The sequence below is a fragment of the Paenibacillus sp. FSL H7-0326 genome, assembly GCF_001955535.1.
Taxonomy (GTDB): Bacteria; Bacillota; Bacilli; order Paenibacillales; family Paenibacillaceae; genus Paenibacillus; species Paenibacillus shunpengii.
This window is the reverse complement of record NZ_MPVN01000006.1, coordinates 1-14,879: the sequence shown is the minus strand read 5'-3', so window position 1 is coordinate 14,879 and position 14,879 is coordinate 1. Positions and strand designations below refer to the sequence as shown.

Annotated in this window: 12 protein-coding genes, 17 tRNA genes and 1 rRNA gene; 3 read left to right on the top strand and 27 right to left on the bottom strand. The window is 44.7% G+C overall.

The features are described from left to right. Positions 1 to 19: 19 nt before the first annotated feature. From liaF to BK126_RS23620, 9 genes are all read right to left on the bottom strand, one after another. Entirely contained in the window at positions 20 to 667 is a 648-nt protein-coding gene (gene liaF / locus BK126_RS23660) for a cell wall-active antibiotics response protein LiaF (RefSeq protein WP_076314979.1), read from the bottom strand. A gap of 200 nt (positions 668 to 867) precedes the next feature. Continuing rightward, positions 868 to 1,563, bottom strand: coding sequence for a PspA/IM30 family protein (locus BK126_RS23655; RefSeq protein WP_076314978.1), 696 nt, complete (start codon positions 1,561 to 1,563; stop codon positions 868 to 870). Position 1,564: 1 nt separating this feature from the next. After that, positions 1,565 to 2,023, bottom strand: coding sequence for a PspC domain-containing protein (locus BK126_RS23650; RefSeq protein WP_076314977.1), 459 nt, complete (start codon positions 2,021 to 2,023; stop codon positions 1,565 to 1,567). Between the two features lie 4 nt (positions 2,024 to 2,027). After that, positions 2,028 to 2,699, bottom strand: coding sequence for a PspA/IM30 family protein (locus tag BK126_RS23645; protein ID WP_076314976.1), 672 nt, complete (start codon positions 2,697 to 2,699; stop codon positions 2,028 to 2,030). 37 nt (positions 2,700 to 2,736) lie between these two features. Beyond that, entirely contained in the window at positions 2,737 to 3,060 is a 324-nt protein-coding gene (locus tag BK126_RS23640; protein WP_076314975.1) for a hypothetical protein, read from the bottom strand. Positions 3,061 to 3,346: 286 nt separating this feature from the next. After that, the gene (locus BK126_RS23635) at positions 3,347 to 4,222 is read right to left on the bottom strand and encodes a carbohydrate ABC transporter permease (RefSeq protein ID WP_076314974.1); all 876 of its coding nucleotides are present in this window, start codon (positions 4,220 to 4,222) and stop codon (positions 3,347 to 3,349) included. A gap of 22 nt (positions 4,223 to 4,244) precedes the next feature. Beyond that, positions 4,245 to 5,192: an ABC transporter permease gene (locus tag BK126_RS23630; RefSeq protein ID WP_076314973.1), complete on the bottom strand. Its 948-nt coding sequence runs from the start codon at positions 5,190 to 5,192 to the stop codon at positions 4,245 to 4,247. A 119-nt stretch (positions 5,193 to 5,311) separates the two neighbouring features. Beyond that, on the bottom strand, positions 5,312 to 6,850 hold the full coding sequence (locus tag BK126_RS23625) for an extracellular solute-binding protein (RefSeq protein ID WP_076314972.1): 1,539 nt from the start codon (positions 6,848 to 6,850) through the stop codon (positions 5,312 to 5,314). A gap of 230 nt (positions 6,851 to 7,080) precedes the next feature. Further along, positions 7,081 to 8,601 carry an extracellular solute-binding protein gene (locus BK126_RS23620; protein WP_256703022.1) on the bottom strand — a complete coding sequence of 507 codons (1,521 nt, stop codon included), beginning with the start codon at positions 8,599 to 8,601 and terminating at the stop codon, positions 7,081 to 7,083. Between the two features lie 85 nt (positions 8,602 to 8,686). Here BK126_RS23620 and BK126_RS23615 point away from each other — a divergent pair, with 85 nt between their 5' ends. The 3 genes from BK126_RS23615 to BK126_RS23605 all read left to right on the top strand — a co-directional run bounded on the left by BK126_RS23615 (position 8,687) and on the right by BK126_RS23605 (position 12,978). Then, positions 8,687 to 10,981: a helix-turn-helix domain-containing protein gene (locus tag BK126_RS23615; protein WP_076314971.1), complete on the top strand. Its 2,295-nt coding sequence runs from the start codon at positions 8,687 to 8,689 to the stop codon at positions 10,979 to 10,981. A 123-nt stretch (positions 10,982 to 11,104) separates the two neighbouring features. Beyond that, complete coding sequence (locus tag BK126_RS23610; RefSeq protein ID WP_076314970.1) at positions 11,105 to 12,016, top strand: ABC transporter permease subunit; 912 nt, start codon at positions 11,105 to 11,107, stop codon at positions 12,014 to 12,016. Between the two features lie 185 nt (positions 12,017 to 12,201). After that, positions 12,202 to 12,978, top strand: coding sequence for an ABC transporter permease subunit (locus tag BK126_RS23605; RefSeq protein WP_256703021.1), 777 nt, complete (start codon positions 12,202 to 12,204; stop codon positions 12,976 to 12,978). A 78-nt stretch (positions 12,979 to 13,056) separates the two neighbouring features. Here BK126_RS23605 and BK126_RS23600 read toward each other — a convergent pair. The 18 genes from BK126_RS23600 to BK126_RS23515 all read right to left on the bottom strand — a co-directional run. Continuing rightward, a tRNA-Leu gene (locus tag BK126_RS23600) sits at positions 13,057 to 13,136 on the bottom strand. 14 nt (positions 13,137 to 13,150) lie between these two features. Continuing rightward, positions 13,151 to 13,224: transfer RNA gene (locus BK126_RS23595), tRNA-Arg, on the bottom strand. Positions 13,225 to 13,237: 13 nt separating this feature from the next. Next, a tRNA-Leu gene (locus tag BK126_RS23590) sits at positions 13,238 to 13,323 on the bottom strand. 8 nt (positions 13,324 to 13,331) lie between these two features. After that, positions 13,332 to 13,405: transfer RNA gene (locus BK126_RS23585), tRNA-Cys, on the bottom strand. Between the two features lie 6 nt (positions 13,406 to 13,411). Then, a tRNA-Gly gene (locus BK126_RS23580) sits at positions 13,412 to 13,486 on the bottom strand. 8 nt (positions 13,487 to 13,494) lie between these two features. Continuing rightward, positions 13,495 to 13,569: transfer RNA gene (locus BK126_RS23575), tRNA-Gln, on the bottom strand. A 12-nt stretch (positions 13,570 to 13,581) separates the two neighbouring features. Next, positions 13,582 to 13,657 (bottom strand) — tRNA-His (locus BK126_RS23570). 21 nt (positions 13,658 to 13,678) lie between these two features. Next, a tRNA-Trp gene (locus tag BK126_RS23565) sits at positions 13,679 to 13,752 on the bottom strand. A gap of 7 nt (positions 13,753 to 13,759) precedes the next feature. Then, positions 13,760 to 13,845, bottom strand: a tRNA-Tyr gene (locus BK126_RS23560). Between the two features lie 11 nt (positions 13,846 to 13,856). Then, a tRNA-Thr gene (locus BK126_RS23555) sits at positions 13,857 to 13,932 on the bottom strand. Between the two features lie 13 nt (positions 13,933 to 13,945). Next, positions 13,946 to 14,021 (bottom strand) — tRNA-Phe (locus BK126_RS23550). Between the two features lie 23 nt (positions 14,022 to 14,044). Then, a tRNA-Asp gene (locus BK126_RS23545) sits at positions 14,045 to 14,121 on the bottom strand. Between the two features lie 11 nt (positions 14,122 to 14,132). After that, positions 14,133 to 14,206: transfer RNA gene (locus BK126_RS23540), tRNA-Met, on the bottom strand. A gap of 10 nt (positions 14,207 to 14,216) precedes the next feature. After that, positions 14,217 to 14,289, bottom strand: a tRNA-Val gene (locus BK126_RS23535). A gap of 23 nt (positions 14,290 to 14,312) precedes the next feature. Next, a tRNA-Glu gene (locus BK126_RS23530) sits at positions 14,313 to 14,384 on the bottom strand. Between the two features lie 16 nt (positions 14,385 to 14,400). Further along, positions 14,401 to 14,492, bottom strand: a tRNA-Ser gene (locus BK126_RS23525). A gap of 1 nt (position 14,493) precedes the next feature. Further along, positions 14,494 to 14,569: transfer RNA gene (locus tag BK126_RS23520), tRNA-Asn, on the bottom strand. A gap of 83 nt (positions 14,570 to 14,652) precedes the next feature. After that, positions 14,653 to 14,879: ribosomal RNA gene (locus BK126_RS23515) — 23S ribosomal RNA — on the bottom strand; the annotation flags it as partial.

The window sequence follows — 14,879 nt, the reverse complement described above, 5'->3', positions numbered from 1 at the left end:
TCCTCCCTCCTGTTGAGTATTACGTTAATCGTACGTTTAGGTCGCCAATTAAATAGGAAATGACAAACTTCACTTTATATTCACTGTTCTCATAGCCCGGAGTCCGATAAACAAGCCGATTCATTGCTCCGCCTTTTTGATCATTCCCGAACTGCTGCTTGCCTAGTAGTATAAATGCTTCGATCTCTACACCATAATCCTCTGGGATCGATAAATCAATATCTCCCATCACTCCCTGCAGATAAACAACGGTCTCCTTCGTCTCCGGAATAGCCAGCGATAAGTCAGCATCCACTTCACCGATGACATGCCAGATCGATGTGTTTCTGAGCATCCATGGCTCCTCATCCCAAGCAAAATTGGACATAAAATTTTGATTGATGATGTAGCCTTCTCTCGGCTGGACTTTACGCCCCTTCCAATAGAACACGCCAAGTGAAATCAGGGTTACACCGACAACAAAGATCAAATTATCAAGAATGAGAATGGCTGCGCCGACTCCCAGATATGTGCGTCCTTTTTTGGCATTGCCCGATTGGAATTTGAAGTAACCATAAATCAATAAGAGAAGTGCGACAATCGTAAAGAAGCTGATAAAATCTCCAAGCAGCATCAGCAGACCGATCCCTATCGCCAGTATTGCAAAAAACTGCTTTTTGTTACTCATCTGTCGCACCCCCTCATGTCAATTTTCGACCACACTGGCCGATATGTATTTGGATAAATTCGAATCGCACTACTGCCATTAAAGCCGGCCTATGATCTTAAAAAAGGCCATACGGAACAATATCGCTCCCGTATGGCTCTATTCAACCTAGTTTAAACCACTGCTTGATTCTATCATAACTTCATGCTGACTTGAATAGCTTATTCTTTAGGCGCATCTTCAGAAGAGGCTTTGCCGTTCAGCTTGCTCTTCAATGCTTCCAGCTGCTCATTTACTTTGAATTGTTTCTCCGTTTCTACCGGATTATTCGTGTAGCTGCTTCGGTATGGAGCACGCATGACATCTGCTTCCGCTTCAAGCTGCATAATTTTCTCTTCCATACGATGGAATCCAAGAGATGCATTGCCGCTTTCGATCGTGTGAACACTGTTGATTTGGTTCATTTGCTTTTTGGCTTTGGCCATTTGTGCACGGGATACTAGCTCATTGCGTTTGTTACGCATTTTGTAGAACTCATCCTTCATGTCATGAAGCTGCTGCACAAGCTCTTTTGCTTGAGTCTCTGCTTCCACATGGAAGTTCTTATACTCCTCTGCCTTTTGATCATAGTAGATCTTCTCTTCAAGAAGCTTGCGTGCGACTTCCTCCTGCCCGTTAACAAGTGCTGCCTCAGCCTGCGATTCACGCTGTACACCAAGACGTTCCGCTTCTTCCAAACGATGCTTCATCCGGCGCTCATTCGCCATTTGCTTCGCGACAGTAACTTCTGCCTCACGAATTTCTGCTTCCATATCACGAATATATTGGTTCAGCATTACAATCGGATCTTCTACTTTGTCCAGAACTTCATTCACCGATGCTTTTGTCATATCTTTAATTCTTTTAAATACTCCCATTTTATAAATCTCCCTTCTCATACTTCGATAGTTTTTGGCGCAGCTCTTCTACTTCTTTCTTTAATGCCTTTTTCTCAATATCACCCATCATGGAGTCGAGATCATCCTGTTTGGGCTCATAAGCGTTTGAACTCTGATAACGATTGCCGCTGAATCGGTCTCTCTGCGGTTCTCTATAAGAAGCAAACCCGCCTTGGTTCGCATATTCATTGCCTTTTCCATAATATCCACCTGCACCTGGACCCGGCCCTGGACCATAAGGGTCATAAGGTGGTATATATTCCTTAGGTATAACAAGCGCAGCAATGAAGTAGAGGAAGATCATTACGCCGCCTGTGAAAAAGATGCTGACTACGAATATCAGTCTTGCTAGTGTGGAGTCTATGCCGAGTGTTTCGGATAGCCCGCCGAGTAGCCCGGTTACCATCTTGTCGCGTCTTGATCGATATAATTTACTCATCTAATTACTCCTTTCCTCCGTTTTCCAGCTTCTTCTTGAGCTTCGCCATCTCTCGTTCCAAGAGATCCGATACGGAATACTGGCTGGATTCTCTTGTCTGCTCGCCGCGGCGCAGATCCCGAAGACTTCTCGCCTCGTACTCAAGATCCGACACCCGGTCCTCGAGACGATTGAACATTCCCGGAACATGTCTTCCGCCATATTGGCCAGAGCGTTCATTCATACGCTGCTGCAGCTGTATCGTCTGCATTCTTGCATAGTAATATTGACGCTTGCTGTACACTGCTTGATATTCAGTCTTCAGATGGTCTAACTGCTCCTCAAGCTCTGTCAGTGCATCTCTGCTTTGATCGTACAGTTCGATATATTGTTTGTACTTTTCTTCGTAGAGCATTTTTTCCTGCAATGCCAGCTTGGCCAGATGATCTTCCTCTGCCTTGAGTGCCAGCAGAGCCTGCTCTTCTCTCTTCGCAATCATGGCTGAAGCCTCATCTACCTGCTGCTTTAATTGTCTGGTATGTCTCGAATATTGCTGGTGAAGCTTCTCAACCTCTCCAATCTCATTTCGTGTATCCATTAGAAATTGATCGATCAGCTTGACAGGATCTTGACTTTGTTCCAGATGTTCATTAATGGTGGCTGCGGTGATATCCCGCATTCGACGAAATACGCCCATTCTTGATCTGACCTCCCTTTCCAACTGTTAAATTTAATTAGTAACGTCTGCTGCTGTGATTGCTTTTGTCCTTCAGCATGTAAATCCCAAATACGATCAACCCGATTGCAATGAGGGGTCCGATTAACCATGCCAGCTTGCTGATCAGAACCAGCACACCAATGACTAGAATGATGTAACCGATTAAGGTGTTTCCTCTCTTGACACCGTAGTATCCAAGAGCGATCATCGCGATTGGAACCAGATAACCCATAATTTCTCTAGTCACTGCTCCAAGGAAGGGAAGAAACCCTCCGAATAGCATCAAGGCTCCCACGACGATCAGGATGATCGCTAAGCTTTTACCTTTACTGTATCTCATATGTTGTTATCACCGCCTTCTTGTTTGTCTTTCTTCTTTACGATTTGCTTCGTGTTTTGTTTCTTGTTTTTACTTCGTGTTCCTTATGACTTTATTTTAGGAGAATTTACTTCTTTTCAAAACGGACCGGGGACGGTTTTTTAACCTAGACTCTGGTCGGGGATGAGCCAAGACCTTATAAGTACAGACATTATCGTAAGCATAAAATACAATACAAAAACCGCCCCTCTGGTGAAGAGGAGCGGAATGACTCACATTTTGATAACCAAAATTTCGAACAGCTGGCTCAGCCCTTAATTGAACCCAGCATCGCACCCTTCGCGAAATGCTTCTGCAAGAATGGATAAACCAGCAGGATCGGCAGTGTTGCTACCACAATTACCGCCATCTTCACTGCCTGGTCGGGCGGTGGAACGGAGGAATCCAGCTCTGAGCTGTAGTCCATACCGCTTGCGAGTACCACGATTTGACGCAGCAACACCTGGATTGGCCACATTTTACTCTCATTTAAATAAAGGATGGCGCTCATATAGGTATTCCAATACGTAACCGCATAGAACAGTGAGATGGTTGCAATGGCCGGCATGGACAGCGGAAGCACGATACGGAACAGAATTCCAAAATCATTCGATCCGTCGATCTTCGCCGATTCCTCCAAGCCCTCCGGAATGTTCTGAAAGAAATTTTTAAGAATGATCATATTAAAGGCACTTATGGCGCTTGGCAGGATCAGTGCCGCATACGTATCAATTAATCCAAGCTCCTTCACAACGAGAAACGTAGGAATCATGCCTCCGCTGAACAGCATTGTAAAAACGACCATAAACATGATAACCTTGCGTCCATCCAGATCCCGTCTGGAGAGTCCATATGCCATCAATGATGTAATCAGCATGCTGAACAATGTGCCAATGACGGTAACCCCAATCGATACCAGCATCGCTCGAAAGATCGTATTTGTTGAGAATATAAACTTGTAGGCATCCAGACTCCAATCTGTCGGGATGAGCACAAACTTCTTGGCTGCCATCTCAGCACTTGTCGTGAATGAACCAGCAACCACATGCACAAATGGCAATACAGTAACCAGTGCTATGACAGCAAGCAGAATAAAGTTCACATACGAGAACATTTTTCCGCCCAGCGTTCTGTCTTCAACCATTTTCTCTCTCCTCCCGACGAGATTAGTAAACGCCCTCTTCACCCATTTTTTTGGCCAGCTTATTGGCAATCATGACAAGAATCAATCCGACAAAGGATTTAAAGAAGCCAATCGCTGTACTATAGCTGAATTGCCCCTGCTTCATCGCAGCAGTATAGACATAAGTATCAATAATCTCTGCAACCTCCCGGTTCATCGAGTTCAGCAGGAGATATACATGCTCGAAGCCAAGCTCCAGCACATCACCGATCTTTAGAATGAGCAGAATAATGATGACACTGCGAATGGCAGGAAGGGTGATATGCCATATTTGACGCAGCCGATTCGCTCCGTCCATTCTCGCCGCTTCATATAGCTGAGGGTCAACAGAGGCAATGGCAGCAAGGTAAACGATCGTTCCCCAGCCTGCCTCACGCCAGATTACCTGAATGATATACGTTGGCCTGAACCACTCTGTGCTGAGCAAGAAATTGATTTTCTCGAAGCCAAAAAATACGAGCAGCTCATTCACAATCCCGCCGTCCATCGTCAGCATGACATAGCCAATCGACACGATAATAACCCAGGACATGAAATGCGGCAGATACACGAGGGTTTGGAATGTCTTCTTGAAGAAGGAGTTCCTCACCTCGTTCAGCATAAGGGCAAGAATGATCGGCACTGGAAAGTAGAAGAGCAGATTTAACCCGAACAGGATGAGTGTATTCGTGAGTATGTTTAGAAAATCCGGCTCATTGAACAATCGGGCAAAGTGCTCAAATCCTACCCATTCGCTGCCAAGTATCCCCTTGAACGGCTTATAGTCCTGGAATGAAATGACAAGTCCATACATCGGTAAATATTTAAAGATCATAAAATAGAGAATACCTGGGAGCAGCATGACGTAAATCCATTTATTTTTCCAAATTCTTTTACGCAGCCTGCTCTCCTTTTTACGCGTTGTTGCAGATGGAACGGCGATTTCCTGCATGGCTCTCTCCCTTTCTATCCGGTATGTCCGGCGGCACTAGAAACGTCTGGATGTAACATTATTCGGATGTTTTGGTGTTACTTAGGCTTTGATAACTACTAACTCAAAGAACCGTATCGTTACTTTTTGGCTGCGTATGCTTCGTTAAATTCTTGAATAATCTGCTCCCCGCCCTGCTTCTTCCACTGCGCTACAGCAGCTTCAAATCCTGCTTGATCTAAGGTTCCATAAATATATTTGTAAGTCGCATCCGTAATGATCGTCTGCAGCTCAACACCTTTGGTTGTATAAGTCTCAGAATCAAGCGCTGCAGTAGGATCATGAACGGCAATCTCCTCGTTCGCTACCGTCAGCTCTTCTGCATGGATTCTGCCTGGCAGATCATGATACCCTTCGTACATTCCATTGGTTTCTGGTTCCCCGATAACACTGTCTTTGTAACCCTTCACTTCACGTTCGGTTTTTTCCTGATCCTCCGACGCTTTGGCCTTACCGTCCTCAACGGTATAATGTACGCCCTCCTGCCCCCAGTACATCAGATTGGCCACTTCAGGAGTCATCATCTTGTCAAAGAAGGCTAGCACCTGCTTCAGCTCTGCTTCATCCTTGATCGCGGAAGTTGGGAACAGAATGACATTGTTATATCCAGGAATTGCCCAGGTTGACGCTTCTCCTGTAGGTCCAGCAATCATGCTCTCCACATCCAGTACAGCATCCGGCGCATTCTTGATCAGATCCTTGTGCAGGGAATTAATATCCGACATTGCCCCGACATAAGCTCCTGCCTTGCCGCTCGTGAACAAGTTAACCTGATCCGTTTTACTCGTAGCCGCAAAATCCTGATTGATTAACCCTTCTTGATGAAGCTTCTTGAAGAAATCGAGGGTTTCCATATACTCAGGAAAAGTGAAATCCGGCTGGAGCTGTCCGTCCTTCTCCCCCCAGTTATTCGGAACCTTGTACCAGGAAGCAACGGTCTTGAATGCGCCATATACCAGGTCATTTCGGTCCGTCAGTCCAATTGTATTGTCCTGTCCATCTCCGTCCGGATCCTGCTCTTTAAACGCTTTCAACATAGTGTAGAATTCATCCACATTGGTTGGTGCTTCAATGCCCAGCTTATCTGCCCAATCCTTACGATAGATGAGTCCCTGCCTTGCTAGTGGCCTACCGATATATAGTGAATAAAGTTTTCCATCCACCTTTGTGTTCTCAAGAATGAGCGGCTTCAGTTTATTTAAGTTTTCAAATTCGCTTAAGTAAGGTCCTATTTCCCAGAACTGTCCGTCACGAATGGCTTCCTTCATTTGAATGAAGGTGGCCTGATTCTTCAAGTAAGTTACATCCGGCAGTGAGCCTGTCGCAAAGGAGGTATTTAATTTCTCTTCGTATGTGTCCGCCGGAAAAAATTGATACGTCAGCTTCGTATTTGTCAGCTTCTCCACTTCATTTTTAATCGTATCCGGTGGGGTTTCGGCTGTATTTAGAGGAAGCATAATCGTAATCTCTGCCGGTTGACTGGATGCTTTCTCCCCGCCTTGTGACGCCCCAGGTTCGCTGGAATTACCTGAGCTGCTCTCTCCTCCGTCCCCACAGGCAGATAGGACCATACTGAATGACGTTAATAGACTGAGCATGGCGAATGTTCTTTTTTTCATATTTGTCATGACCTCCATTAAGTTGATGGATAACTTGCTTGCACTCTCACATTACATTTTAAAAACAGAGTACGAATACAATCATTTGCCCATATCGCCTTACTCCGTGCGACATCTAATCAAATGATTATCCTGATTATCATCTTTATTTCCGCTTTACTAGATCAAAAAAAAACGCCCAATGTGTGTGATTCCTGCGAATCACCATTGGACGGTGCAAATTCCTCTATTCACTTGAAATAAGCAGCAGTATATTCTTGAATAATATCCTCTCCGCCCAGTTGCTTCCATCGCTCAATCTCGCGGGCGAAACCTTCTTGATCAAGATTTCCCAAAATATAATGATAGGTTGCATCGGATATCAATGTTTCCAATTCCACATTTTTTTCAGCATACGTATCGGACTCCAGATGGAGCGTCGGGTCCTGAACTAGGAATTTCTCATTATCCATGCTTAATTCCTCTGCTAATGCAGTTAATGCTTCCTGCTTGGCAATTGGCATCACATTGGGGTTGCTGAGATCCGCAATCATTAATGTGTACAACGGATTTACTTCGTTAACCCGCAGAATGGACGTTCCTTCATCCAGAAGCACCTTTCCATCCTGAACCGTGTAGTGTATGCCTTCAATACCATAGCGCATCAAATTGGCAACATCCTCATCCATCGTTCTGTCAAAAAAGCCTAGGATCTTTTTCAGCTCCGCCTCTGTTTCTATGGCCTTCTTCGAAAATAAAAAAACACCGTTATAATTTGGAATAGACCACACTTTATATCCCGCCGGTCCCTGTATTCGATTCGAAAGTGTGAATCTTGCATCTGGATTCAGTACCTTAGTCTCATCATACAAACGCTGCACATCTGTCATGCTTCCAATATACACACCAGCTTTACCTGTAATGATCATATCTCTCTGTACATCCTTGCTAGTGACAGCAAAGTCCTGATTGATCAGCTTCTCCTTAACGAGCTTCTTCATGAAGTTCATCGTGTCCATGTAGGCCTGGGTCTCAAACTCAGGGATTAAAGTGTTTCCTTTAACCAGCCAGTTATTCGGTGTTCCAAAATAAGAAGACAGTGTCTTGAAAGCCCCATAGGTGAGGTCGTTGCGATCTGCTAATCCAATCGTATCATGCAAGCCATTTCCGTCCGGATCAGAAAAAGTAAACGCTCTCATAACCTCGTACAGCTGGTCTAATGTTTTCGGTGTTTCGAGCCCTAGCCGATCAAGCCAATCTTCTCGAATGATGACGCCTTGTCTTGAAGAGGGTCTCTCTGTGTATAATCCGTAAATACGTCCATCCACCGCCGTCTGCTCAAGTATACCGGAATCCAGATATCGGAGATTCGGAAATTCTTCGATATAGGAGCCGATTTCCCAGAATGCATCCGTTCGTATCGCATTTTTGATAAAGGGATAATCAATATGCTTCACAAAGGTTACTTTCTTCATGGAATTGGTCGTGAGTGCCGTGTTCAGCTTATCTGTGTATATACCGTCTGTGATCCAATTGATCTCCAGCTCCGTATGAGTAAGCTGCTCAATTCGATCCATGATTTCATCACTCGGCGGATGGGGAAAATGAAGCGGGACCATCATCGATATTGGAAGCTTCTCCTCTGCTGGTACTTGCAGTTCTGCCTTAAGGGCACCACTATTACAGGCGGTAACGATCATCATGGACAATAGACCTGCCCCGGCCGCAATTATGCGTCTCCCCCATGCTACTCGCTTAAAAAGAACCATCATAACCGCCCATCCCCCTTGCCGAATTTTCCATTTATAGGCATAATCAATAAGAAGCCTCAATTACTAATCGAGACAGGTGATGTCCATGCGCTGGAACGCTTTGAGCTTTTTAAGCAAAATAACGATCTTCGTCCTCCTGCTGAGCACGATTCCTGTCATTTTCATCGGTGTATTTGCTTATGTTACCTCTACTCAGGAGATACAGCGGAACGTCAACAGCAGTAAGATGCAGCTTATTTTGCAAATTAATTCCAATTTAGAACAAAAGCTTGTGACTGTCAACCACACTCTTAATCAGGTAGTCAGCTCCAGTGTGCTTAAAAACGCTCTTCAAAGCCCACTTTTTGTAACCGATTTCAAAACCTATAATGATCTCCGCACCGAAGTCCGAAACATGCAGTCTTTTGAAACCAAGCTCGATGATGTTGTACTTATCAATTTCGACCAAAACTGGATGATCAAAAACTCAGGTCTCTACCGTTTCAATGATTACCCCCTGGCCGACGAGATTCAAGGTCTCCAAAATATGAAGGAGAATTCAGGCTGGACTCTTACTCCGTCGAAGTGGTTTTATAGTGAGGAGAATGCGAACGGTGCCAACTGCCAGTACAATATCAGCCTAGTTAAAAAGCTGCCCGCCACCGGAATTGAGAAATCCGGTCTTGCGATCGCCAATATCCCCTCCTGTGAGCTAAAGGACTTTATTCAAAAGGACGGTGATTCAACGGAAGACATTATCATCTTAGATGCCAATGAACGTATCCTGTTCCATTATGATCAGGAACTGATCGGGAAGCCCTTATCTGAGAGCGGACTCCATGCCGAAGGCAAGCTCGAGCAGCCGTCAGGACAGTTTACAACCGAATTGTCAGGTCAAGATTATGCGGTATCTTATTATCGTTCCGAGCTTAATGACTGGACCTATTTATCGGCAACCTCCATCCAGAGTCTTACTCAAAAATCTTCACAAATTGGAACCTACACTCTACTGATGTGTCTGGCTCTGCTGCTTATTTCCGTTGGAATGGCCTTTCTTGGATCAAGACGCATTTATTCACCTATCCGTAGATTACTGAATGAGCTAGGGCTTAGACCAGATCGTAACGAATTTGAGCATATCGGGGCTGAAGTGTCGGACTTATTCCAGTCGAAGTCAAGGCTTGAAAAGGAGCTGCATCAGCACATCCAGCAGGTTAGAACCTTCTATCTAACCAAAGTATTCACAGGCCAGTTCAAATCAAATGAGCTCCTTCACAAACTCGAGCAGTATGGTTATGGCAAACAAATGAACGAATGGCGCACGATGGCTGTCCTGACCATTCAGATTGATTTTACAGAGCAAACCCGATATGAGAAAAAAGACCTTGAGCTGCTATTGTTTGCCGTGCAAAATATGCTGGAAGAGCTTGTCTCACAGAAAGAACGTCTCACTCCAGTCATAATAGACCATACGATCGTTCTGCTGGTTGGCGGTGAAGAAACGGATGATACCGTATTTAATGCTTATCTCTACTCCTTAACAGAGGATGTTCAAAACCATATTGATCAGGTTCTTGATCTATCAGTGAGCATCGGGATCAGCTTACCTGTGGAATCTTTTCATGGTATTTCCATGGCATATCGGGAGGGGCTGGAAGCACTCAGACACCGAATTAAGCTCGGTAAAGGCATCGTTATCCAATATCAGGATCTTAATGATGGTAAGCACTACGTGAACCTGTCTTATCCTGCACAGCTGGAGAATGAGCTGATAGAGGCGATCAAGCTGGCCGATGAACGAAAGGCTCGGGACACTTTTGATCAACTGCTTAACTGTATCTTCGACCTTGAGCTCCTTCCCCATGAATATCAAATACCAATTACTCGGCTGCTTAATAATCTTCTGCTGATGATGCAAGAGTCTGGAATTAGCGTACATCATATCTATCATGAGAAGCGCTCTGTCTTTGAAGATATTCTGAAGCTGGACACCGTTGATGAGATCCGTAATTGGTTCTGGTTCAAGCTCATTCTTCCTATCGTTGGTGTATTCCGTAATCGCCAAAATACTCAATATCATCATATTTCTGAGAAGATCATTGACCTTGTACAGAATTATTATGATACAGATCTAACGTTAGAGGAATGCGCCCATCGACTTCACTACAATGCCAACTATCTCAGCAGTGTTTTTCGTAAAGAAACGGGCTGCTCTTTCAGCGAATACTTGACCAATTATCGTTTTAGTATGGCAAAAAAATGGCTGACAACGTCCGATATGTCCATCAAGGACATCGCAACCAAACTAAGGTACAACAATTCACAAAACTTCATTCGCTCTTTCCGAAAATTAGAGGGCGTCACACCCGGACAATATCGTGAAGACAGAAAAGCAATCTAGCGCTAAGGAGACGGATAGTCGTCTACTAGTGCTAGATTCTTTACAGTAGATGCTTAATATAGACAAAAACAGGTAAATTGTGATACTACTAGATGTATACTTTGAAATCTATTGGAGGTAGATATGAATCTTAAGTATCAAATGCTAAAATCTTCGATTGTAAGCATCCTTGCCTTCTGTCTTATCGTTTCTGTTGTTCTAATTCCTCGTCAGCTTGAACTAAGTATTCAGGATTATAAGATCGTAGCTGAGGAGCCCTCTCTTACTCTAAGTCAGTATACAGCCCATGTTAGTGAATTTTTCAAAACAGCGATCGAGAACGGAAGCTTGGGGGAATCGAGATATTCTGGCCATTCTTCAGAATCAGAGGCATTAAAAGCAATGGGCAGAAGCCTGCTGGTGATTGTGACAGCATTGTTAATTGGCTTGATCTTTGGGATTTTAAAAGGAGTTATGGATTACCGTCTCTCCAAAACCAGATTGAACTTGCTCGGCAATTGGACAACCTGGATCATCAATGCCATCCCCGATTTTTTCCTTATTTTACTTATCCAATGGTTTATTATCAAAAATGTTCCCTTTATTCGTTTCTTTGCAACCGATGGATGGCAGGGCTTTATCATCCCTTCCTTACTAGTATCCATCTATCCGATTGTCCAGATTGCACGACTTACCTCCGCTTCCTTAACCTCACAAGAAAATAAATTATACATCAAATTAGCCAGGGCTAAGGGACTTCGCGAGTGGGTCATACTGTGTAAACATATGTTAGCTAATGGTATTATTACAATCTTAACCCATCTTCCAGGGATGCTCGTATTCATTCTTTCAAATCTGCTAATGGTCGAAATCTATAGAAGTTACCCTGGGGCAGCGTACCGCTTATCCCAAGCTCTTGATTACGATACTCAAGTTGGAACCGGAAACAATTATGAACCTGGCGTCATTATCTATATTGTGCTTTACTTCATGCTGCTATTTTTATTGGTTCAATGGATCGCTGCTGCGGCTCGCCGATATTTCGATCGTCAATAATACATAAGAAAATATGAGATTTAATATTTAAGTTACATAGATAGTTAGAGTTTGAGGTGAGCAGATTGCGAAAGAATATTCCCTTGTTAATCGGTAGTATATTGTTAGGCTTGCTTCTATTTGTGATGTTTATTGGCCCTCACCTTCCATTTATAGATAAGAATTTGAGCCAGGAGAGATACCGTATGGATGCATTTAATAAGCTTGAACTTCCTGCGTTCGAAGCATCCGAGAAGAATTGGATCGGAACTGACAAAAAAGGAGTCGATAATTTAAGTAAGATTGTGATTGCAGCCAAAGAAACCATATTCATTGTTATCATAATTACTTTAATTCGCTATATAATCGCAATCCCACTTGGACTATTATCATGCAAAAAGAAAGGATTCTTTCACCATGTAATTAACGCATTGAATCAATGTTTTTCTTTCTTGCCACCTGTTTTTGCAACAGCCTTACTACTAGCTATTCCTTTTCTTCTCTTTACTGATCTCCGCCTGTTATGGTCCATTCTCATTCTTGCTGTCGTGGAAGCGGGCCGTGTTGCCTATACAATTCAACAACAGGCTAATCAATTGTCCAGGGAAAGTTATATGGAAGCTGGGATTGCGTTAGGACTAAGCTCTAGAACTCTAGTGAAGAACTATTACATACCTGCACTGTTACTAGAGTTGATCGTTAATTTCTGCATTGATTTAGGCAAAGTCATGCTTCTTATAGGACAGTTATCTATTATCAGTATCTTTCTTTCACATGAATGGAGAGAGGTCGACTATTATACTAACGAATTTGTCCAAACCGGCTTAAATTGGGCAGCTCTTCTTGCAAGTCACCGTCACGAAATTTTTCGAAGCCAATTTGGTTTTGTCTTTTACCCAGCATTTGCCATGATGTTCACCATCGTCACCTTTAATCTGCTTGGTGAAGGATTGCGACGCCATTATCAATCTACGCGTATATAGCAGGCAATCTTCCTTGATATCCAGTTTGTCCAATACAAAAAAGAGGAACATTACTACTGTAATGTTCCTCTTTTACGATGCCGGTGAAGGGACTCGAACCCCCACGGTTTCCCTCACGATTTTGAGTCGCGCGCGTCTGCCAATTCCGCCACACCGGCTTATTTAATTAAAGCGTGCCCTAAGAGATTCGAACTCCTGACCTTTTGATTCGTAGTCAAACGCTCTATCCAGCTGAGCTAAGGGCACATATTATCTAACATGCGGAAGACCAGACTTGAACTGGTACGATAGTCACCTACCGCAGGATTTTAAGTCCTGTGCGTCTGCCGATTCCGCCACTCCCGCTTAAGAAATGGAGGCGCCACCCAGATTCGAACTGGGGATAAAGCTTTTGCAGAGCTGTGCCTTACCACTTGGCTATGGCGCCTTATTATGGAGCGGACGACGGGAATCGAACCCGCGACCCTCGCCTTGGCAAGGCGATGCTCTACCGCTGAGCCACGTCCGCGTAAAAAATGGCTGGGGATATAGGATTCGAACCTATGCGTGACGGAGTCAAAGTCCGTTGCCTTACCGCTTGGCTAATCCCCAATAAAATATAAATGGGGCGATCGATGGGACTTGAACCCACGAATGCCGGAGCCACAATCCGGTGCGTTAACCCCTTCGCCACGACCGCCATATAAATTAAAAGGTAATTTGGCAGGGGCAGCAGGAATTGAACCCACACTAACGGTTTTGGAGACCGCTGTTCTACCTTTAAACTATGCCCCTATGAAACTGGTGGAGGATGATGGATTCGAACCACCGAACCCTTACGGGAGCAGATTTACAGTCTGATGCGTTTGGCCACTTCGCTAATCCTCCATATGAAACTGTGGTGCCGGCGAGAGGACTTGAACCCCCAACCTACTGATTACAAGTCAGTTGCTCTACCAGTTGAGCTACACCGGCACAAGGTGTTAAATGGTGGCTCGGGACGGAATCGAACCGCCGACACGAGGATTTTCAGTCCTCTGCTCTACCGACTGAGCTACCGAGCCATATTATATCATAATAATTCAAATGGCGGAACTGACGGGATTCGAACCCGCGATCTCCTGCGTGACAGGCAGGCATGTTAGGCCTCTACACCACAGTTCCATGTAATTCAATTGCGGGGGCAGGATTTGAACCTGCGACCTTCGGGTTATGAGCCCGACGAGCTACCGAGCTGCTCCACCCCGCGATATTAAGAATGGAGACTGAGGGGATCGAACCCCCGACCCTCTGCTTGTAAGGCAGATGCTCTCCCAGCTGAGCTAAGTCTCCATTATGTAAGTAATTAAAGAAAATGACCCGTAGGGGATTCGAACCCCTGTTACCTCCGTGAAAGGGAGGTGTCTTAACCCCTTGACCAACGGGCCTTGCTTATAAAAATAGTGGCGGAGAGAGAGGGATTCGAACCCTCGAGACGCTTTTGGCGCCTACACGATTTCCAATCGTGCTCCTTCGGCCAACTCGGACACCTCTCCATGGCTCCCCGAACAGGACTCGAACCTGTGACAACTCGATTAACAGTCGAGTGCTCTACCAACTGAGCTATCAGGGAATAAAGAACATATGATTGTTCCTTCAAAACTAGATACGAAACAATGTGCGATTTATTGCTTTTCCCCGTTGTTGGGGTATTTTTTGGATAAGCCCTCGACCGATTAGTACTGGTCAGCTCCATGCATTGCTGCACTTCCACCCCCAGCCTATCTACCTCGTCGTCTTCAAGGGGTCTTACTAGTTGGGAAATCTCATCTTGAGGGGGGCTTCACGCTTAGATGCTTTCAGCGCTTATCCCGTCCGTACATAGCTACCCAGCGGTGCTCCTGGCGGAACAACTGGTACACCAGCGGTACGTCCATCCCGGT

Coding starts and splice junctions, on each gene's coding strand:
- liaF (WP_076314979.1), bottom strand. CDS start 667: ATGAGTAACAAAAAGCAGTTTTTTGCAATACTGGCGATAGGGATCGGT.
- BK126_RS23655 (WP_076314978.1), bottom strand. CDS start 1,563: ATGGGAGTATTTAAAAGAATTAAAGATATGACAAAAGCATCGGTGAAT.
- BK126_RS23650 (WP_076314977.1), bottom strand. CDS start 2,023: ATGAGTAAATTATATCGATCAAGACGCGACAAGATGGTAACCGGGCTA.
- BK126_RS23645 (WP_076314976.1), bottom strand. CDS start 2,699: ATGGGCGTATTTCGTCGAATGCGGGATATCACCGCAGCCACCATTAAT.
- BK126_RS23640 (WP_076314975.1), bottom strand. CDS start 3,060: ATGAGATACAGTAAAGGTAAAAGCTTAGCGATCATCCTGATCGTCGTG.
- BK126_RS23635 (WP_076314974.1), bottom strand. CDS start 4,222: ATGGTTGAAGACAGAACGCTGGGCGGAAAAATGTTCTCGTATGTGAAC.
- BK126_RS23630 (WP_076314973.1), bottom strand. CDS start 5,192: ATGCAGGAAATCGCCGTTCCATCTGCAACAACGCGTAAAAAGGAGAGC.
- BK126_RS23625 (WP_076314972.1), bottom strand. CDS start 6,850: ATGAAAAAAAGAACATTCGCCATGCTCAGTCTATTAACGTCATTCAGT.
- BK126_RS23620 (WP_256703022.1), bottom strand. CDS start 8,601: ATGATGGTTCTTTTTAAGCGAGTAGCATGGGGGAGACGCATAATTGCG.
- BK126_RS23615 (WP_076314971.1), top strand. CDS start 8,687: ATGCGCTGGAACGCTTTGAGCTTTTTAAGCAAAATAACGATCTTCGTC.
- BK126_RS23610 (WP_076314970.1), top strand. CDS start 11,105: ATGAATCTTAAGTATCAAATGCTAAAATCTTCGATTGTAAGCATCCTT.
- BK126_RS23605 (WP_256703021.1), top strand. CDS start 12,202: ATGGATGCATTTAATAAGCTTGAACTTCCTGCGTTCGAAGCATCCGAG.